The sequence below is a fragment of the Leuconostoc inhae genome (assembly GCF_019656015.1).
GTDB lineage: Bacteria > Bacillota > Bacilli > Lactobacillales > Lactobacillaceae > Leuconostoc > Leuconostoc inhae_A.
In genome coordinates, this window is sequence record NZ_BPKW01000001.1 from 17,426 (window position 1) to 32,166 (window position 14,741).

Sequence of the window (14,741 nt, forward strand, 5' to 3'; positions counted from 1 at the left end):
TTGTGACACGGCTTGTCAGACTAACAATATGATCTGGTAATTGATATATTCGTTTCATGCCAAACATGAATTATGTGATATGATTACTAATGGAGAAGATGATAATGAAAAGAAAACTATTTTGTGACATATCGCCCTTAACCTATAAAATATCTTATGAATCACATATTTTAAAACGTAAACTAACGGACCAACTATTTGGTCGTATAGCGCAAGAACAACCTCAATCACAGTTACCGTACCTTATATTTAGTCATCAATCACTTATGCGTCGCGGACTGAGGAAAGTACCTATTCCTGTGGAAGAAGCTAAGGTTGCTAATCTCAAACTTGCGGCACCAAAGGTTAATCATGTCATCATTAAACCGGGAGAAACATTTTCATTTTGGCGTTTAGTTGGCCGATGCACTGAGAAAAGTGGGTATCAAAATGGTTTGATGGTAGCCAATGACGGTGAGCTTAAAAAGGGCACTGGTGGTGGCCTTTGCCAATTTAGTAATTTGATTCACTGGATGGTTTTGCATACACCACTAGATGTTGTTGAAAAGTATCATCATGAACAAGTAGATATGTTTCCAGATGCTAATCGGGAAGTACCTTTTGGTAGCGGGACCTCCATTGTTTATAATTATCTAGATTATCGTTTTAAAAATAACACAAATACCACCTATCAGTTGGTAACTTACGTTGGAAAAACACATTTGCATGGTGAGATTTATGCTTCTGAGCCACAAAAGGATACTTATGAAGTCAAAGCAATTGGGGAACATTTTGAATCAAACGGTGATGTTGTCTACCGTTGTGGAAAAATATTTCAATACCAATATGATCAAAGTCACCAGCTAATAAACGAAACTTTAATTAAAACAAATCATGCTAGAGTGGCTTATGATACGAGTCAATTAACAGTAATTAAAAATTAACAGGAGACAAATTAAATAATGATGGCCAGTATTTTAGTAGGTATTGCAGCCGGTTTGATTTCCGGCATGGTTAAAATTGGCTGGGAAGCAATTTTACCACCGAGAACACAAGCGCGTGATGAAACTAATCCGCCACAACAATTATTACAGCAAATGGGTGTGCCACGTCGTATAACACATGCTTATGTTTATTACTCTAAAGATCAAAAAGTTTATTATATTGCACTCTTGATGCATTTTTCATTCTCTCTTTTCTTTGGTGTCCTTTTTGCATTAACTTATCAGTTATGGCCTATTGTTGGCATGTGGCAAGGCAGTTTGTATGGCCTTATTATTTGGTTTGCTTTCCACATTGTGATAATGCCAGTATTCAAAACAGTTCCCTCTCCAGCAAAACAACCTTTTACGGAACATTTTTCAGAAGTATTAGGTCATATAGTCTGGGCATGGACTATTTATTTGGTTGTTATTGCTTTGATGGGGCACTAAACGAATATTTTTTAGAAGGGCTTAGCAAGTGCTAAGCCCTTTTTTAATTTCTTGAATAAAAAGTCACAAGTCAACTATTTTTATTCCAAATATGAAGGTGTTATAGTTGTAGTGTTGACAAATAGAAGAAGTATGGATTTCAAGAAAGGTCGCACAAAATGAGCTATCAAACAATTAATCCGTTGACAGATGAGGTTGTTAAGACTTATGACAATCATGATGATGCCTATGTTGAGGAAGCACTTACAAAAGGACATGCGTTATATAAAAAATGGCGTCATGATCCAATAGAAAGTCGTGCTGAAGCGTTAAACAAAGTAGCTGATATCATTGCATCAAAAGCAAATGAATTAGCTAAAATTTTAACGATTGAAATGGGAAAGCGTTTAGTAGAAGCAAAAGGTGAAGTGGCAATTACGGTTGCTATTGCGCGTTACTATGCTAAACATGGCGCAGATTTTTTGAAACCACGTGATATTGTTTCTGCCATTGGGCCAGCACAAATTATTTCTAGACCAACTGGCGTGTTACTCATGGTCGAACCATGGAATTTTCCGTATTATCAAATTATGCGAGTTTTTGCACCAAATTATATGGCAGGCAATCCGATGGTATTAAAGCACGCCAGCAATACACCAATGGCTGCTGAAGCATTTGAAAAAGTCGTACATGATGCTGGATTACCCGATGGCGCATTAACTAATTTATTTATTAATTATGATCAAGTAAACAAAATTATTGGCGATGACCGTGTGCAGGGGGTTGCTTTAACAGGTTCTGAACGTGCAGGTCAATTGGTAGCTGCTGAAGCTGGCAAAAATATGAAACAAAGTTCTCTTGAACTAGGTGGTAGTGATCCATTTGTGATATTAGATGATGCTGATTTATCGGAAATTAATAAAATTATTAGCGGCGCTCGACTTTATAATGCGGGTCAAGTATGTACCTCGTCAAAACGTTTTATTGTCACTGAAAAAAACTACGATAAAATTGTTGATATGTTAAAAACTGCTTTTTCTGAGGCAAAATTGGGAGATCCCATGAAACCAGAGACCACTTTGGCGCCATTAAGTACATCAAAAGCTAAGCAAAATTTGACTAAACAAGTCCGCCAAGCAGTTGAAGCAGGGGCAACACTAGCATTTGGTAGTGTTGAGCAAACCCAACCTGCTGCTTTGTTTGAGCCTGTTATTTTGACAGGTATTACTAAAGAAAATCCTGCTTTTTATCAAGAATTTTTTGGTCCAGTTGGCCAAGTATTTAAGGTGAAAGATGAGGTTGAGGCAATAGCATTAGCTAATGATTCACATTATGGTTTGAGTGGTATTGTGTTTGGTGGGGATGCAGACCATGCTGCTGAAGTTGCTTCTAAAATTGAAACTGGTGTTGTGTTTGTTAATAGTTTTGGTGGTACTTTGCCAGAATTGCCATTTGGTGGTGTTAAAAATTCAGGCTACGGTCGAGAATTAGGTGATTTAGGCATTGACACATTTGTCAATAAACAAACAATTGTGACAAAACATGAACCAATCGATCTTGAAAACGCCGTTGGTGGCTTCATATAAAACATAATAAAACACCTGATAAGCTGTAATTTTTCACAATACTAATAATTGTGATTGATTTTACGCTGTCAGGTGTTTTTATATTCATCAATTTTGATGTCGTCTCTCTTGTGAATCATTTTTAAGATCAAGCTTTTTAATGCGTCGCTTTAGTGTTGACACGCTAATACCAGTTTTGATAGCAACATGTTTGTATGTAATCCCTTTGCAGTGCATATTGTAGGCTTTGATAATTTCTGTGTCAGTGTACTGTTCTTTTCGACCTTCTTTAAAGTTTGGATTATGCATGCGAGCATATGTTTTCCCCTCTTGGGTTCTTGTAACAATAAGGTCGCGTTCAAATTGGGCAAACGCAGAAAATATTGTAAAAATCAGCTTACCAGTAGGGCTTTCATCGATGAGGCCAAGATTTAAAATGTGTATAGCAACATGACGATCAAATAAAGTTTGCATAACTTCAAGACCTTCATGCGTATTTCTAGCAAAACGATCTAACTTAGTGACGACCAATACATCCTTCGGTTGTAGTTTTTTTAGTAATTGTTCAAATACTGGTCGGTTTACAGTCGTGCCAGTGTATTTTTCTTTATAAATTTTATCCACATTGGCCTGTTGTAGTTCTAAAATTTGATGCTCTAAATGTTGCCCGATGGTGCTCACACGAGCGTACCCGTACTTCATGTAAGTGTCTCCTTAATTTTGTTGTGTATGATGTTTAAAGCATAATTAATGTTATGTCTTAGAATAAAAGCAACAAATAATTTATGAACATCTCAAAATGTTAACATGAAAAAATGTTTTTCGGTGAATTCAATTAATTTGTAAATAAATAGCTTAGATAGATTATGGCTTTGAGCAATTATGACTGCTTAAAATGATTACTAGTAGCCGCCATTTTTCGATCTAAAATGTTACAATTATAACATGATAACTTACGTTGATAATGTCAATGTTCTACCAGGTGTTGGGCCAAAACGGCTTGCTGCTTTGCATGAACTTGGTATATTTACAATTGAAGATCTTATTGGTTATTTCCCATTTCGATATGAAGATTTAGGTGAACGCTTACCCTCTGAAACACTAGATGGCGATAAAGTAACTTTTAAGGGGATCGTTAGCACGCCACCAGTGATTACCCGTTTTGGCAAAAAAAATCAAACGCGATTTGGTTTATTAATTGAACATGAAAACATACGCGTAACTTTTTTTAATCAACCTTGGATTGCACAAAATATTGATGTTGGTCAAGAGGTTGCCGTTTATGGGACGTATAATGCTGCAAAAGCAGCATTGACTGGTATGAAGGTAATTAACGCCAGCGTTGATGCACTTGATCCAATATACCCATCTTCTAAGCAAATCACTGCCAAAACAATTCGTCATTTAATTGAATTATCATGGGCAGATGTTCGCGGAACGCTTGGCTCTTTGGTGCCAGAAACGATTCGCACTAAGTATCGTGTATTAGACCGTAATACGTTGATTGAATCGATGCATTTTCCAACTGATATAGCAGCTGCAAAAGCCGCACGTCGAAGTGCGGCTTTTGAGGAGTTCTTTGTTTTTCAGATGCGATTACAATTACTCAAACTGGCTGATCAAAATTTTGCTGGAGAGGGTATTAATTACGATACACTTGCAATGAGTAATTTTGAAGCGAGTTTGCCATTTAAACTAACGGCTGCACAGACAAAAGTCGTATCAGAAATTTTACAAGATCAAAAAAGAGCACGTCATATGAATCGCTTACTGCAAGGAGATGTTGGCTCTGGTAAAACAGTTGTAGCAGCTATGGCTATGTATGCCGTTGTGACGGCTGGCATGCAAGCAGCAATGATGGCACCAACAGAAATTCTGGCGCAACAACATGCACTGAGTTTAACGCAATTATTTGATAATGCGGGTCTAACTTTACGTGTGGAATTATTAACCAGTGGCCTAAAGGTTGCCGCGCGTCGCCAGCTTTTAGAAGATCTTGAAAATGGTGATATTGATATTTTAGTCGGCACACATGCCTTATTGCAACCTGATGTTGTTTTTCACCATTTGGGATTAGCAGTGATTGATGAACAACATCGATTTGGTGTGAATCAACGCGCAGCATTACGCGAAAATGGTGTGAATCCAGATATTTTAGCAATGACGGCAACGCCGATTCCTAGAACATTATCGATTACAGCGTATGGTGAAATGGATGTGTCAGTCATTGATCAATTACCAAGTGGTCGTAAAGCCATTAAAACAACACGTATGGGTCATAATCAATTAGACAATGCTATTGCCTTTGTTAAAAAACAGATTGATGATGGCGCACAAGCTTATATAGTGACACCATTAATTGAAGAATCTGAATCACTAGACGTACAAAATGCGACAGCAATGTATGAGGCCATGCAATTGGAGTTTCCACAGTATCATATTGGTTTATTACATGGTCGACTTTCAAATGATGAAAAAAAACTATTGATGGCAAATTTTAAAGCCAATCGTATTCAAATTTTAGTTGCGACAACAGTTATTGAAGTTGGGGTGGACGTGCCAAATGCTACTGTTATGCTGATTTTAGATGCTGATCGATTTGGATTAGCACAGTTACATCAATTACGGGGACGCGTCGGGCGTGGTAACAGGCAATCGTATACAATGCTTGTTGCCGATCCCAAAACAGACTATGGCACCGCACGTTTAGAAGCCATGGTTGAAACAACTGACGGCTTTATACTTGCACAACGAGATCTTGAATTACGCGGATCAGGCGATATTTTAGGGACGAAGCAGTCTGGTGTACCAGAGTTTGTTGTTGGTGATCCTATTAAAGATTTAACGATGATGGAAATTGCACAGCAAGAGGCAATAACGTTGGTCAGTCAAAAAAACTGGGATAAGCAAGTTGCTAGTCAAACTTTAGTGGATTATTTATCACGTACGATGGCAAACTATCGTCATTTTGATTGAAAATTGACAAAGCATGACACGAATTAGGAGATGTTTTACAAATGAGCAAGCCTGCTGAAACACCAATGATGGTACAATATCACGAAATAAAATCGCAATATCCAGATGCCTTTGTTTTTTATCGCTTAGGTGATTTTTATGAACTGTTTGAAGAAGATGCAATAAAAGGTGCAAAGTTACTAGAATTAACGTTAACGGCACGCAATAAAAATTCTGAAAATCCAGTGCCTATGGCTGGCATACCGCATCATGCAGCAAAAAATTATATTGATATTTTGGTGGATCAGGGGTACAAAGTCGCTATTGTAGAACAAATGGAAGATCCGGCTGTTGCTCAAGGAATGGTCAAACGAGATGTTGTGCAACTCATCACGCCTGGAACTAAAATGTTTGATGGTGCTGGATCAGATAAACAAAATAATTATTTAGCCGCTGTATTACCAGGTGAAGAAACTTGGGTCTTATCTTATATTGATTTATCAACAGGTGAGTTAAAAGCGACAACGATGCATCGATTTAGTGACGTCATGGATGAATTGAGTTCGTTAGAAGTCAAAGAGGTCGTGTTGCGGAAAAATGATGAACAAACGACTAGGCAACAGCTAGCGACACAACTTGGCGAACGTGGGTTAGTGATTTCTACGCAATCAATTATTGACCAAAATGCGACAGTAAGTTTTTTGACTCAGCCACTCATCAAATCTGATGAAGTATCAGCAACAGCAATGTTGCTAAATTATATTTTTGATACACAGCGACGTAATTTAGATCACATTGTACCGGCGGTGAGCTACGAGCGCTTAACCTATTTGAAGTTTAATCAAGATACACGAACCAATTTAGACTTAATTGCAAATACACGAACTAAAAAACGCGCAGGCTCATTACTTGGCCTCATAGATGAAACGCACACAGCGATGGGTGGTAGACTTCTTAAGCAGTGGGTGTTAAAGCCACTTCGTGACCAACGTGATATTGAATCACGCTTAGACTTGGTACAGGCTTTTCAGGATGATTTTTTTACGCGCGGTGCCTTGCAAGATCATTTGAAATCTGTCTATGATTTGGAACGGTTATCAGCTCGAGCAGCTATGGGAACAATGAATGCGCGTGAAATTGTTCAGCTAAAACGGTCATTATTGGCTATTCCAGGTATTAAATCCGTTTTATCTGAAACAACCAGTATTTTAAACGCAACCGGTGATAAATTAGATGACATGGCTGATTTATCTGGCTTAATTGACGAAGCAGTGGTTGATGATCCACCAATTAGTGTACGGGAAGGCGACATTATTAATGACGGTTTTGATGAAAAAATTGACACTTACCGTCGTGTATTGCATGATAATCAACAATGGTTAGCACAGTTAGAAGTAGATGAACGTGCGGCGACAGGTATTCATTCATTAAAAGTCGGCTACAATAAAAATTTTGGTTATTTCATTGAAGTTACCAAAGCAAATATTGTTAAACTTGAAGAAAATCGTTATGAACGTCTACAAACGTTAACGAATGCTGAACGATTTGTCACACCTGAATTAAAAGAACACGAACGCCTTATTATTGAGGCTCAGGCCAAACGCACACAACGTGAATATGAATTGTTTGTGACAGTGCGTGAACGTGTTAAAGCAAATATTAGTCGTGTGCAAAAACTTGCACAGCAAATTGCACGCTTAGATGTTTTAGCAGCATTGGCAGATGTTGCAGATAATCGACGTTTTGTACGACCAGTATTTACAGACCATAATAGCATTAATATTAAGCAAGGCAGACATCCTGTAGTGGAATCGTTATTGGCGGCTGGCGAATTTGTTTCTAATGATGTGTTGCTTGATAAAGCAACCAATATGCAGTTGATTACTGGACCAAATATGGCTGGAAAATCAACGTATATGCGTGAACTAGCGCTGATTGTTATCTTGGCGCAAATGGGCAGTTTTGTCCCAGCAGAATATGCTGAGTTACCTCTTTTTGATCAAATATTTACACGCATTGGTGCCAATGATGATATGGCGATGGGACAATCTACCTTTATGGTTGAAATGGCTGAAGCTAATCATGCTTTACAGGAAGCGACTGCACATTCGTTAGTTTTGTTTGATGAACTAGGGCGTGGTACAGCAACTTATGATGGTATGGCTTTGGCACAAGCAATCATTGAATTTTTGGATGCTCATATTCACGCTAAAACACTATTTTCAACACACTATCATGAACTAACAGTTTTAGCTGATCAGCATGCTAGTATTGAAAATGTTCATGTAGGGGCGGTTGAAGATGAAGCAGGGCAGTTACATTTCTTACATCAAATTCAAAAAGGACCAGCTGATAAGTCTTATGGCATTCATGTTGCTGCCCTTGCTGGTTTGCCAGATGAACTCATTACTAATGCTACAAAAATATTAATTGCATTAGAAAATAAAGAGACAGTGGTGACAACAGATGACCTAACAGCGTCTGAGTTGCAACCTGAAGATGCCGGTTTGTCTGAGCAAGTTGCTTTGTTCAATGTCGACGTTGTTGATAAAGAAACAAAGATAATTCTAGACACATTAGATGGCTTTGACATTTTAAAAATGACACCAGTTGATGCTATGAATGCCTTGAATGCATTAAAACAACTTAGAAATTAGGAGGCAGGCGCCTACGGCGTAAACACAATGGGAAAAATACATGAACTCTCAAATTTATTAGCCAACCAAATTGCCGCCGGCGAAGTTATTGAACGGCCAGCGAGCGTGGTCAAGGAATTAGTCGAAAATGCCATTGATTCAGGCGCAACTCAAATTGAAGTCATTGTTGAGGATGCCGGTGAGACACTTATTCGTGTGGTTGATAATGGATCAGGTATTGAGCCAGCAGATGTGCCATTGGCATTTACACGGCATGCAACAAGCAAAATAATGAATCGTCATGATTTGTTTAATATTATGTCACTTGGTTTTCGTGGTGAGGCCTTGCCATCGATTGCTGCTATTGCTGATGTCACTTTAAATACGACAACTGAATTAGCGACTCAAGGGGTTATGTACCATATTAAAGGTGGTAAGCAAGTGAGTGTCACGCCAGCCAATGGTCGGCGTGGCACTGTCATTTCAGTGCGGGATTTATTTTATAATACGCCAGCACGTTTGAAGTATTTAAAACGGCCGCAAACAGAATTATCGCGGGTGGTTGATATTATGAATCGACTGGCTTTGTCATATACTAATATTGCATTTACCGTCACTTCTGATGGTCGAAATTTGCTCAAAACGACAGGAAACGGCAATCAGCAGCAAGTCATTGCTGCAATTTATGGCCGTGATACGGCGCAAAAAATGTTGTCGTTTGCTGGAGAAGATGACGATTTTAATGTGACAGGTTATGTTTCTTTACCTGAATTAACACGGGGATCGCGAGAATATCTAACAATATTAGTTAATGGCCGTTTTATTAAAAATTTTACGGTTTCTAATGCGATTATTCATGGTTATGGTTCTAAGCTAATGATTGGTCGCTTTCCGATGGGCGTCATTAATATTAGTACAGATCCGCTTTTGATAGATGTTAATGTGCATCCCCAAAAATCAGAAATTCGATTGTCAAAGGAAACAGAATTATCGGAATTGTTAGTACAAACAATCAAAAATCGTTTAGCAGATGAAAATTTGATTCCGGATGCTTATGAAAATTTATACGGTAAAACAAACGTAACTGAACATAAATCAGGACAACCAACACAAGTAGCACCATGGTTAAATACAAATTTAGCGCCTGTAATGCAATCTGATACTGAGACGAACACAGGATCAGATGTTATAGGTATCAGTATTACCGAGCAATCGCAATTATCAGATCGTGACATAAGCACATTTGTTGCTAAATACAAAAATGAAGCGACGTTACCGGTATTTGAGACATCTGAACCAGAACAGGTAACAGAATCAATTGCGACATACCAGTCACCATTTACTGAAGCCACCGTTAAAAAGCAAGAAACACTTGATGTGATACCAACAAACACGAGTGGCTTTCCAGACTTGTCATATATTGGACAAATGCATGGCACATTTTTATTTGCACAAAATGAAGATGGTTTATTTTTGATAGATCAACATGCAGCACAAGAGCGAATTAATTATGAATATTATCGTCAAAAAATTGGTGAAGTGAGTGATGATCAGCAGCGACTTTTAGTGCCAATAACAATTAACTATACCGCTTCAGATATGCTTAAAATTGCTGATCATGAACAGGATTTATTGCAGGTTGGTTTAACTGTAGTACCATTTGGACCAACAAGTGTTATTATTCGTGAACATCCGACATGGTTTGAAAACGGTCAAGAAGAAGATACAATTCGTGAAATGATTGATTGGATATTACGTGATGGCACGCTGACTGTGGCAGAATTTAGAGAAAAAGCGGCAATTATGATGAGTTGTAAACGTGCTATTCGTGCCAATATGCACCTTTCTGATGCGCAGGCACGCACACTACTTCAAACATTAGCAAATGCAGAAAACCCTTATAATTGCCCGCATGGTCGACCAGTTTTAACACAGTTTACGCTAACAGAGATGGAAAAAATGTTTAAACGTATTCAAGATTCTCATGAAAAATGGGAAACATACGATAATCATCCTTACTAAATAGGTGCCAATTGGCACTGTACATACAGGAGAAATATAGATGAACAACAATGATATTATTATTCGTCTGCGTTATGCCCTAAACATTCAAAACGCAGATATGATTAAAATTTTTGAATTTGGTAATGTGACTATTGATGAGACGCAATTACATACGTTGCTTACTAAGCAAGATGAAGGCAGTAAACGCGATGAAAAAATAGATGCCAAAGGCCTTGAATCTTTCATGAATGGTTTGATTATTTCTCAAAGAGGACAAAAATTTGGTCCTGATTTAAAGCCGGTGGCCCCAACTTTTGATATAAATAAAGAAGAAAACATTAATAATGTTGTGATGAAAAAACTTAAAATTGCTATGTCTTATACAAGCGATGATTACATGAGTTTTTTGAAAACAGCAGGTGTGACCATTTCAAATAATGAATTAAGTGCCGTATTACGTCGATCAGATCATCGTAATTATAAGCCAGCTGGTGATAGATATTTAAGAAATATTCTAAAAGGCATGGCAATGGAATATCGACCAGCTGATGTTAAGAAAACTGCTCGCAAATAAGTGTTGTAAGCGTTTTCTTAATCGGTTACAATATAGGTGATATAACTTTACTGGAGGACAATATGACTGAACGTACTTTAATGTTGATTAAACCCGATGGTGTCAAACGTGGTAAAATGGGTGAAATTATTCGACGTATTGAAAATAAAGGCTATCAAATTAGTGCTATGAAAATGGTAGTCCCGACAGAAGAATTGCTTAATTTGCATTATGCTGAGCATGTTGGCAAGCCGTATTATCCTTCTCTTGTTAATTATATGATGTCGGGACCAGTTGTGGTTATGATTGGTGAAGGAACTAACATTATTTTAGGTTGGCGAACTTTAATGGGCGAAACTAACCCAACCAAGGCAGCGCCTGGAACTATTCGTGGTGATTTAGGACGTGAGTGGGATGGCGAAGCTATGATGAATCTTGTGCATGGTTCAGATAGTCTGTCGTCAGCAAAGCGCGAAATCAACCTATGGTTTACATAAATTTAAAACTTGACTGTGATTAATTTAATCTTAAGTCAAGTTTTTTTGTTCATTTTAGGTGGTTAAGCTAAAAGTTTGGTAAAATAGAAGATATAGACTCGGAGCCTAAAAATGAAATTAAATGATATAACAATACTTGAAAACCAATCGTTAGCCCCATATGCACATACGCAAGTTGGCGGTAAGGTTGACTACTTAGCCATACCAAAGACACATTTAGAGTTACAACAGTTGTTGCATTGGGCAAAATTAAAAGCACAACCAGTACATATATTTGGCCGGTTATCTAACCTAGTTGTTAGAAATGGTGGCTTACATGGTTTGTCAATTTTATTGCATGATTTACGCGATATTAAAGTTGATCAACGCACAATTACAGCAGATGCCGGCGCAGACTTGATTATAGTGACTGAAGTGGCCATGACACATGGATTGACTGGATTAGAATGGGCAGCTGGTATCCCTGGTTCTGTTGGCGGTGCTATTTTTATGAATGCAGGTGCATATGGTGGACAAACAGAAATGGTAGTCACCACGGTCACTGCAATCATGCCGGATTTGAGCATACAAACATTTAAATTAAGTGAGTTAGAATTTGGCTATCGTCACTCCATTTTTCAAGAAAATGGTGGTGTGATTGTGAGTGCCACGTTCACTTTGACACCGGACGTGAAATCAGATATTCAATTACGTATGGATGTTAATAATTATCGACGGGCTGATAAGCAACCGTTAAATTATCCATCGAATGGATCAGTTTTTAAGCGACCAGAGGGGTATTTTGCGGGCAAATTGATTATGGACTCAGGTCTTCAGGGTACACGTATTGGGGGCATTGAAGTATCAAAAAAGCATGCTGGTTTTATGGTCAATATTAACAATGGGACAGGTAACGATTATGAAGATTTGATTCATCACGTACAGGTAACCGTTAAAAAGAAGTTTAATGTTACCTTAGAAACTGAGGTGCGTATCATAGGGGAGCGTTAAATTTATGGTGATATTAGAATTAGTGGTTATTTTGATCGTTTCGGTGACAATATCAAATGTTGTGTCACATTTTATACCTGATGTACCAATAAGTTTGTTTCAAATTGCCATTGGATTGTTGCTTTCATTGGCTTTCGGTATATTTATTAAAATCGATTCACATTGGTTTATGTTATTATTTGTGGCACCGCTATTATATAATGATGCTTGGCGATTTCCAAAGCATGAATTGTGGGAATTACGTGGTCCAATTTTAGGTAATGCCATTATACTGGTATTATTGACAACATTAGTTGGTGGCTTTTTCATACACTTGTTGATGCCTCAGTTAGAAACTTCCGTCGCCTTGGCCTTAGCTGCAGTTGTATCACCCACAGATCCTGTGGCGGTACAGGCAATTGCCAAACGTGTGAAATTACCAAAAACTGTTTTGCATATTGTTTCAGGTGAAAGTTTAATTAATGATGCCAGTGGTTTGGTTAGCTTTAATACGGCTATTAAGGCAACGGTTGCCGGTACATTTTTACTGAGCCATGCCATTGGAAATTTTTTTTGGATGACAATCGTTGGTTTAATCATTGGGTTATTACTGGGCAGTCTTTTAAATTGGATCGGCGATGTTTTTGATCGTGTTGGCTTGAATGATGTGGTATTTCATACGGTTGTAACGATACTGGCACCATTTTTAATTTATTGGGTAGCAGAGGACATATTTCATTCATCTGGTGTCATTGCAGTTGTTGCTGGAGCCATTATAACAAAGATACTAAGTGATCAACATGTTGACGCGCGAAATCCAGAAATTGCAATTACTAGTGTTAGAACATGGGAAATATTTGTCTATTTATTGAATGGTATTATTTTTGTGTTATTAGGTATTGAATTACCGCCAGCGCTTGCTGCAGTTGTCCAAAATTCACAAATGAACACAGGACACGCTATTTTTTATGGCGTTGTTGTGTGGTTTATCATATTTGCTATTCGAACATTTTGGGCTTACGGTAATCAAATCGCGGCTTACATTAAAACCAAAGAAACGAAACCCTCATTTAACATGGCAGTAACATCAGGCTTAACAGGTGTACGTGGTGCTGTGACGATGGCTGCTGTTATGACAGTCCCAACTATTATTAATGATGGCACTGCTTTTCCACAACGAGATTTATTAGTGTTTGTAGCGGCTGTTGTTGTTATTGTGAGTTTACTGGTAGCGACTATCATGTTGCCAATTATGACCAAAGAACGTTCAGCACATGATTTCACACAGCCGGAAATGTTAGATTCAGAAGCTGTGTCAACTGACACAAAAAAAGCTGAAATGACAGAATCTCAAGCACGTATTTTTGCTATTCAAGTAGGCATTCAAACATTACGAGAACAACAACGTGAAGATAATCGTGCCATTGTCTATGAATTGATTACAAGAAAGCAGGGAACGATTGCTCAAATTAGGCGTCAGTTAATAGGTGATACGTCAGGTTACACCAGCTCGGATGATTCAGAATTACGTCTTATCGGTCTGCAAGCACAACGTGATCGGTTACAACAATTGTTAGTTCATGAGGATATTTCACCATTAACCTTTTCGTCACAATCTAGACGTTTGGAACGACTTGAAAATTTGATAGCTGCTGACGCACAGTACCATTTTTCATCGCAATGGGCTTTGGTGCTTATGCGTCGAGGATTGCGTAGCATTCGTATCTGGTTTTCAGATGAAACCAGTGAAAAAATTAAAAAAGAAACATCTCTTGCCATGAGAGAAACTTCCAAAGAAGCCATTAAAGCGCTTTCGGCTCACATGGAAAAGTATAGTGGTGATACGGTAACGCATCGAGTCGAACGTCAAAATGCTTATAATTTAATTGTGGCATATCGTTATCGTATTGAAAATGAAAAACGTGTTGATACACCGGAGCAACGACAACTCGATGATAAAATACGGATGGAATTAGAGTTGAAAGCATTAAATGCTCAGCGCGAAACTATCCAAAATTTATATGAACAACAACGTATTACACGCCAAGCTGGTATTAATATCAGGCAATTTATTAATTTTTCCGAAACAGCAGCATTAGCTGGGAAAGATGAAGAGTAGTTTGTGTGACATATTGATGTCTATTAGGCAGTTTATTGCAATGATGTAAAGG

11 protein-coding genes are annotated in these 14,741 nt (G+C 38.0%); 10 read left to right on the forward strand and 1 reads right to left on the reverse strand.

Annotated features, from left to right (window positions below):
• Positions 1-104: 104 nt before the first annotated feature.
• The 3 genes from K5Q14_RS00110 (at position 105) to K5Q14_RS00120 (ending at position 2,977) form a co-directional block, all read left to right on the forward strand.
• The gene (locus K5Q14_RS00110; protein ID WP_220733794.1) at positions 105-923 is read left to right on the forward strand and encodes a VanW family protein; all 819 of its coding nucleotides are present in this window, start codon (positions 105-107) and stop codon (positions 921-923) included.
• 18 nt (positions 924-941) lie between these two features.
• Entirely contained in the window at positions 942-1,412 is a 471-nt protein-coding gene (locus K5Q14_RS00115; RefSeq protein WP_373306148.1) for a YagU family protein, read from the forward strand.
• A 158-nt stretch (positions 1,413-1,570) separates the two neighbouring features.
• Positions 1,571-2,977: an NAD-dependent succinate-semialdehyde dehydrogenase gene (locus K5Q14_RS00120; protein ID WP_220733796.1), complete on the forward strand. Its 1,407-nt coding sequence runs from the start codon at positions 1,571-1,573 to the stop codon at positions 2,975-2,977.
• Positions 2,978-3,064: 87 nt separating this feature from the next.
• Here K5Q14_RS00120 and K5Q14_RS00125 read toward each other — a convergent pair whose 3' ends face one another.
• Positions 3,065-3,658 carry a recombinase family protein gene (locus K5Q14_RS00125; RefSeq protein WP_220733798.1) on the reverse strand — a complete coding sequence of 198 codons (594 nt, stop codon included), beginning with the start codon at positions 3,656-3,658 and terminating at the stop codon, positions 3,065-3,067.
• A gap of 243 nt (positions 3,659-3,901) precedes the next feature.
• On the opposite strand from K5Q14_RS00125, the gene recG reads away from it, so the two are divergent.
• The 7 genes from recG to K5Q14_RS00160 all read left to right on the forward strand — a co-directional run bounded on the left by recG (position 3,902) and on the right by K5Q14_RS00160 (position 14,689).
• Complete coding sequence (gene recG / locus K5Q14_RS00130; RefSeq protein WP_220733800.1) at positions 3,902-5,932, forward strand: ATP-dependent DNA helicase RecG; 2,031 nt, start codon at positions 3,902-3,904, stop codon at positions 5,930-5,932.
• 41 nt (positions 5,933-5,973) lie between these two features.
• Positions 5,974-8,568: a DNA mismatch repair protein MutS gene (gene mutS, locus K5Q14_RS00135; protein WP_220733803.1), complete on the forward strand. Its 2,595-nt coding sequence runs from the start codon at positions 5,974-5,976 to the stop codon at positions 8,566-8,568.
• Positions 8,569-8,595: 27 nt separating this feature from the next.
• The gene (mutL, locus tag K5Q14_RS00140) at positions 8,596-10,569 is read left to right on the forward strand and encodes a DNA mismatch repair endonuclease MutL (RefSeq protein ID WP_220733805.1); all 1,974 of its coding nucleotides are present in this window, start codon (positions 8,596-8,598) and stop codon (positions 10,567-10,569) included.
• Positions 10,570-10,609: 40 nt separating this feature from the next.
• Positions 10,610-11,125 carry a YehS family protein gene (locus K5Q14_RS00145; protein WP_220733807.1) on the forward strand — a complete coding sequence of 172 codons (516 nt, stop codon included), beginning with the start codon at positions 10,610-10,612 and terminating at the stop codon, positions 11,123-11,125.
• A 62-nt stretch (positions 11,126-11,187) separates the two neighbouring features.
• Positions 11,188-11,601, forward strand: coding sequence for a nucleoside-diphosphate kinase (ndk, locus tag K5Q14_RS00150; RefSeq protein WP_220733809.1), 414 nt, complete (start codon positions 11,188-11,190; stop codon positions 11,599-11,601).
• Positions 11,602-11,712: 111 nt separating this feature from the next.
• Positions 11,713-12,591: a UDP-N-acetylmuramate dehydrogenase gene (gene murB / locus K5Q14_RS00155; protein WP_220733811.1), complete on the forward strand. Its 879-nt coding sequence runs from the start codon at positions 11,713-11,715 to the stop codon at positions 12,589-12,591.
• Between the two features lie 4 nt (positions 12,592-12,595).
• Positions 12,596-14,689, forward strand: coding sequence for a Na+/H+ antiporter (locus tag K5Q14_RS00160; RefSeq protein WP_220733813.1), 2,094 nt, complete (start codon positions 12,596-12,598; stop codon positions 14,687-14,689).
• Positions 14,690-14,741: the final 52 nt, after the last annotated feature.

What these genes read in the sequence shown, in the direction of transcription:
- K5Q14_RS00110 (WP_220733794.1), top strand. Translation starts at nt 105, where the DNA reads ATGAAAAGAAAACTATTTTGTGACATATCGCCCTTAACCTATAAAATA.
- K5Q14_RS00115 (WP_373306148.1), top strand. Translation starts at nt 942, where the DNA reads ATGATGGCCAGTATTTTAGTAGGTATTGCAGCCGGTTTGATTTCCGGC.
- K5Q14_RS00120 (WP_220733796.1), top strand. Translation starts at nt 1,571, where the DNA reads ATGAGCTATCAAACAATTAATCCGTTGACAGATGAGGTTGTTAAGACT.
- K5Q14_RS00125 (WP_220733798.1), bottom strand. Translation starts at nt 3,658, where the DNA reads ATGAAGTACGGGTACGCTCGTGTGAGCACCATCGGGCAACATTTAGAG.
- recG (WP_220733800.1), top strand. Translation starts at nt 3,902, where the DNA reads ATGATAACTTACGTTGATAATGTCAATGTTCTACCAGGTGTTGGGCCA.
- mutS (WP_220733803.1), top strand. Translation starts at nt 5,974, where the DNA reads ATGAGCAAGCCTGCTGAAACACCAATGATGGTACAATATCACGAAATA.
- mutL (WP_220733805.1), top strand. Translation starts at nt 8,596, where the DNA reads ATGGGAAAAATACATGAACTCTCAAATTTATTAGCCAACCAAATTGCC.
- K5Q14_RS00145 (WP_220733807.1), top strand. Translation starts at nt 10,610, where the DNA reads ATGAACAACAATGATATTATTATTCGTCTGCGTTATGCCCTAAACATT.
- ndk (WP_220733809.1), top strand. Translation starts at nt 11,188, where the DNA reads ATGACTGAACGTACTTTAATGTTGATTAAACCCGATGGTGTCAAACGT.
- murB (WP_220733811.1), top strand. Translation starts at nt 11,713, where the DNA reads ATGAAATTAAATGATATAACAATACTTGAAAACCAATCGTTAGCCCCA.
- K5Q14_RS00160 (WP_220733813.1), top strand. Translation starts at nt 12,596, where the DNA reads ATGGTGATATTAGAATTAGTGGTTATTTTGATCGTTTCGGTGACAATA.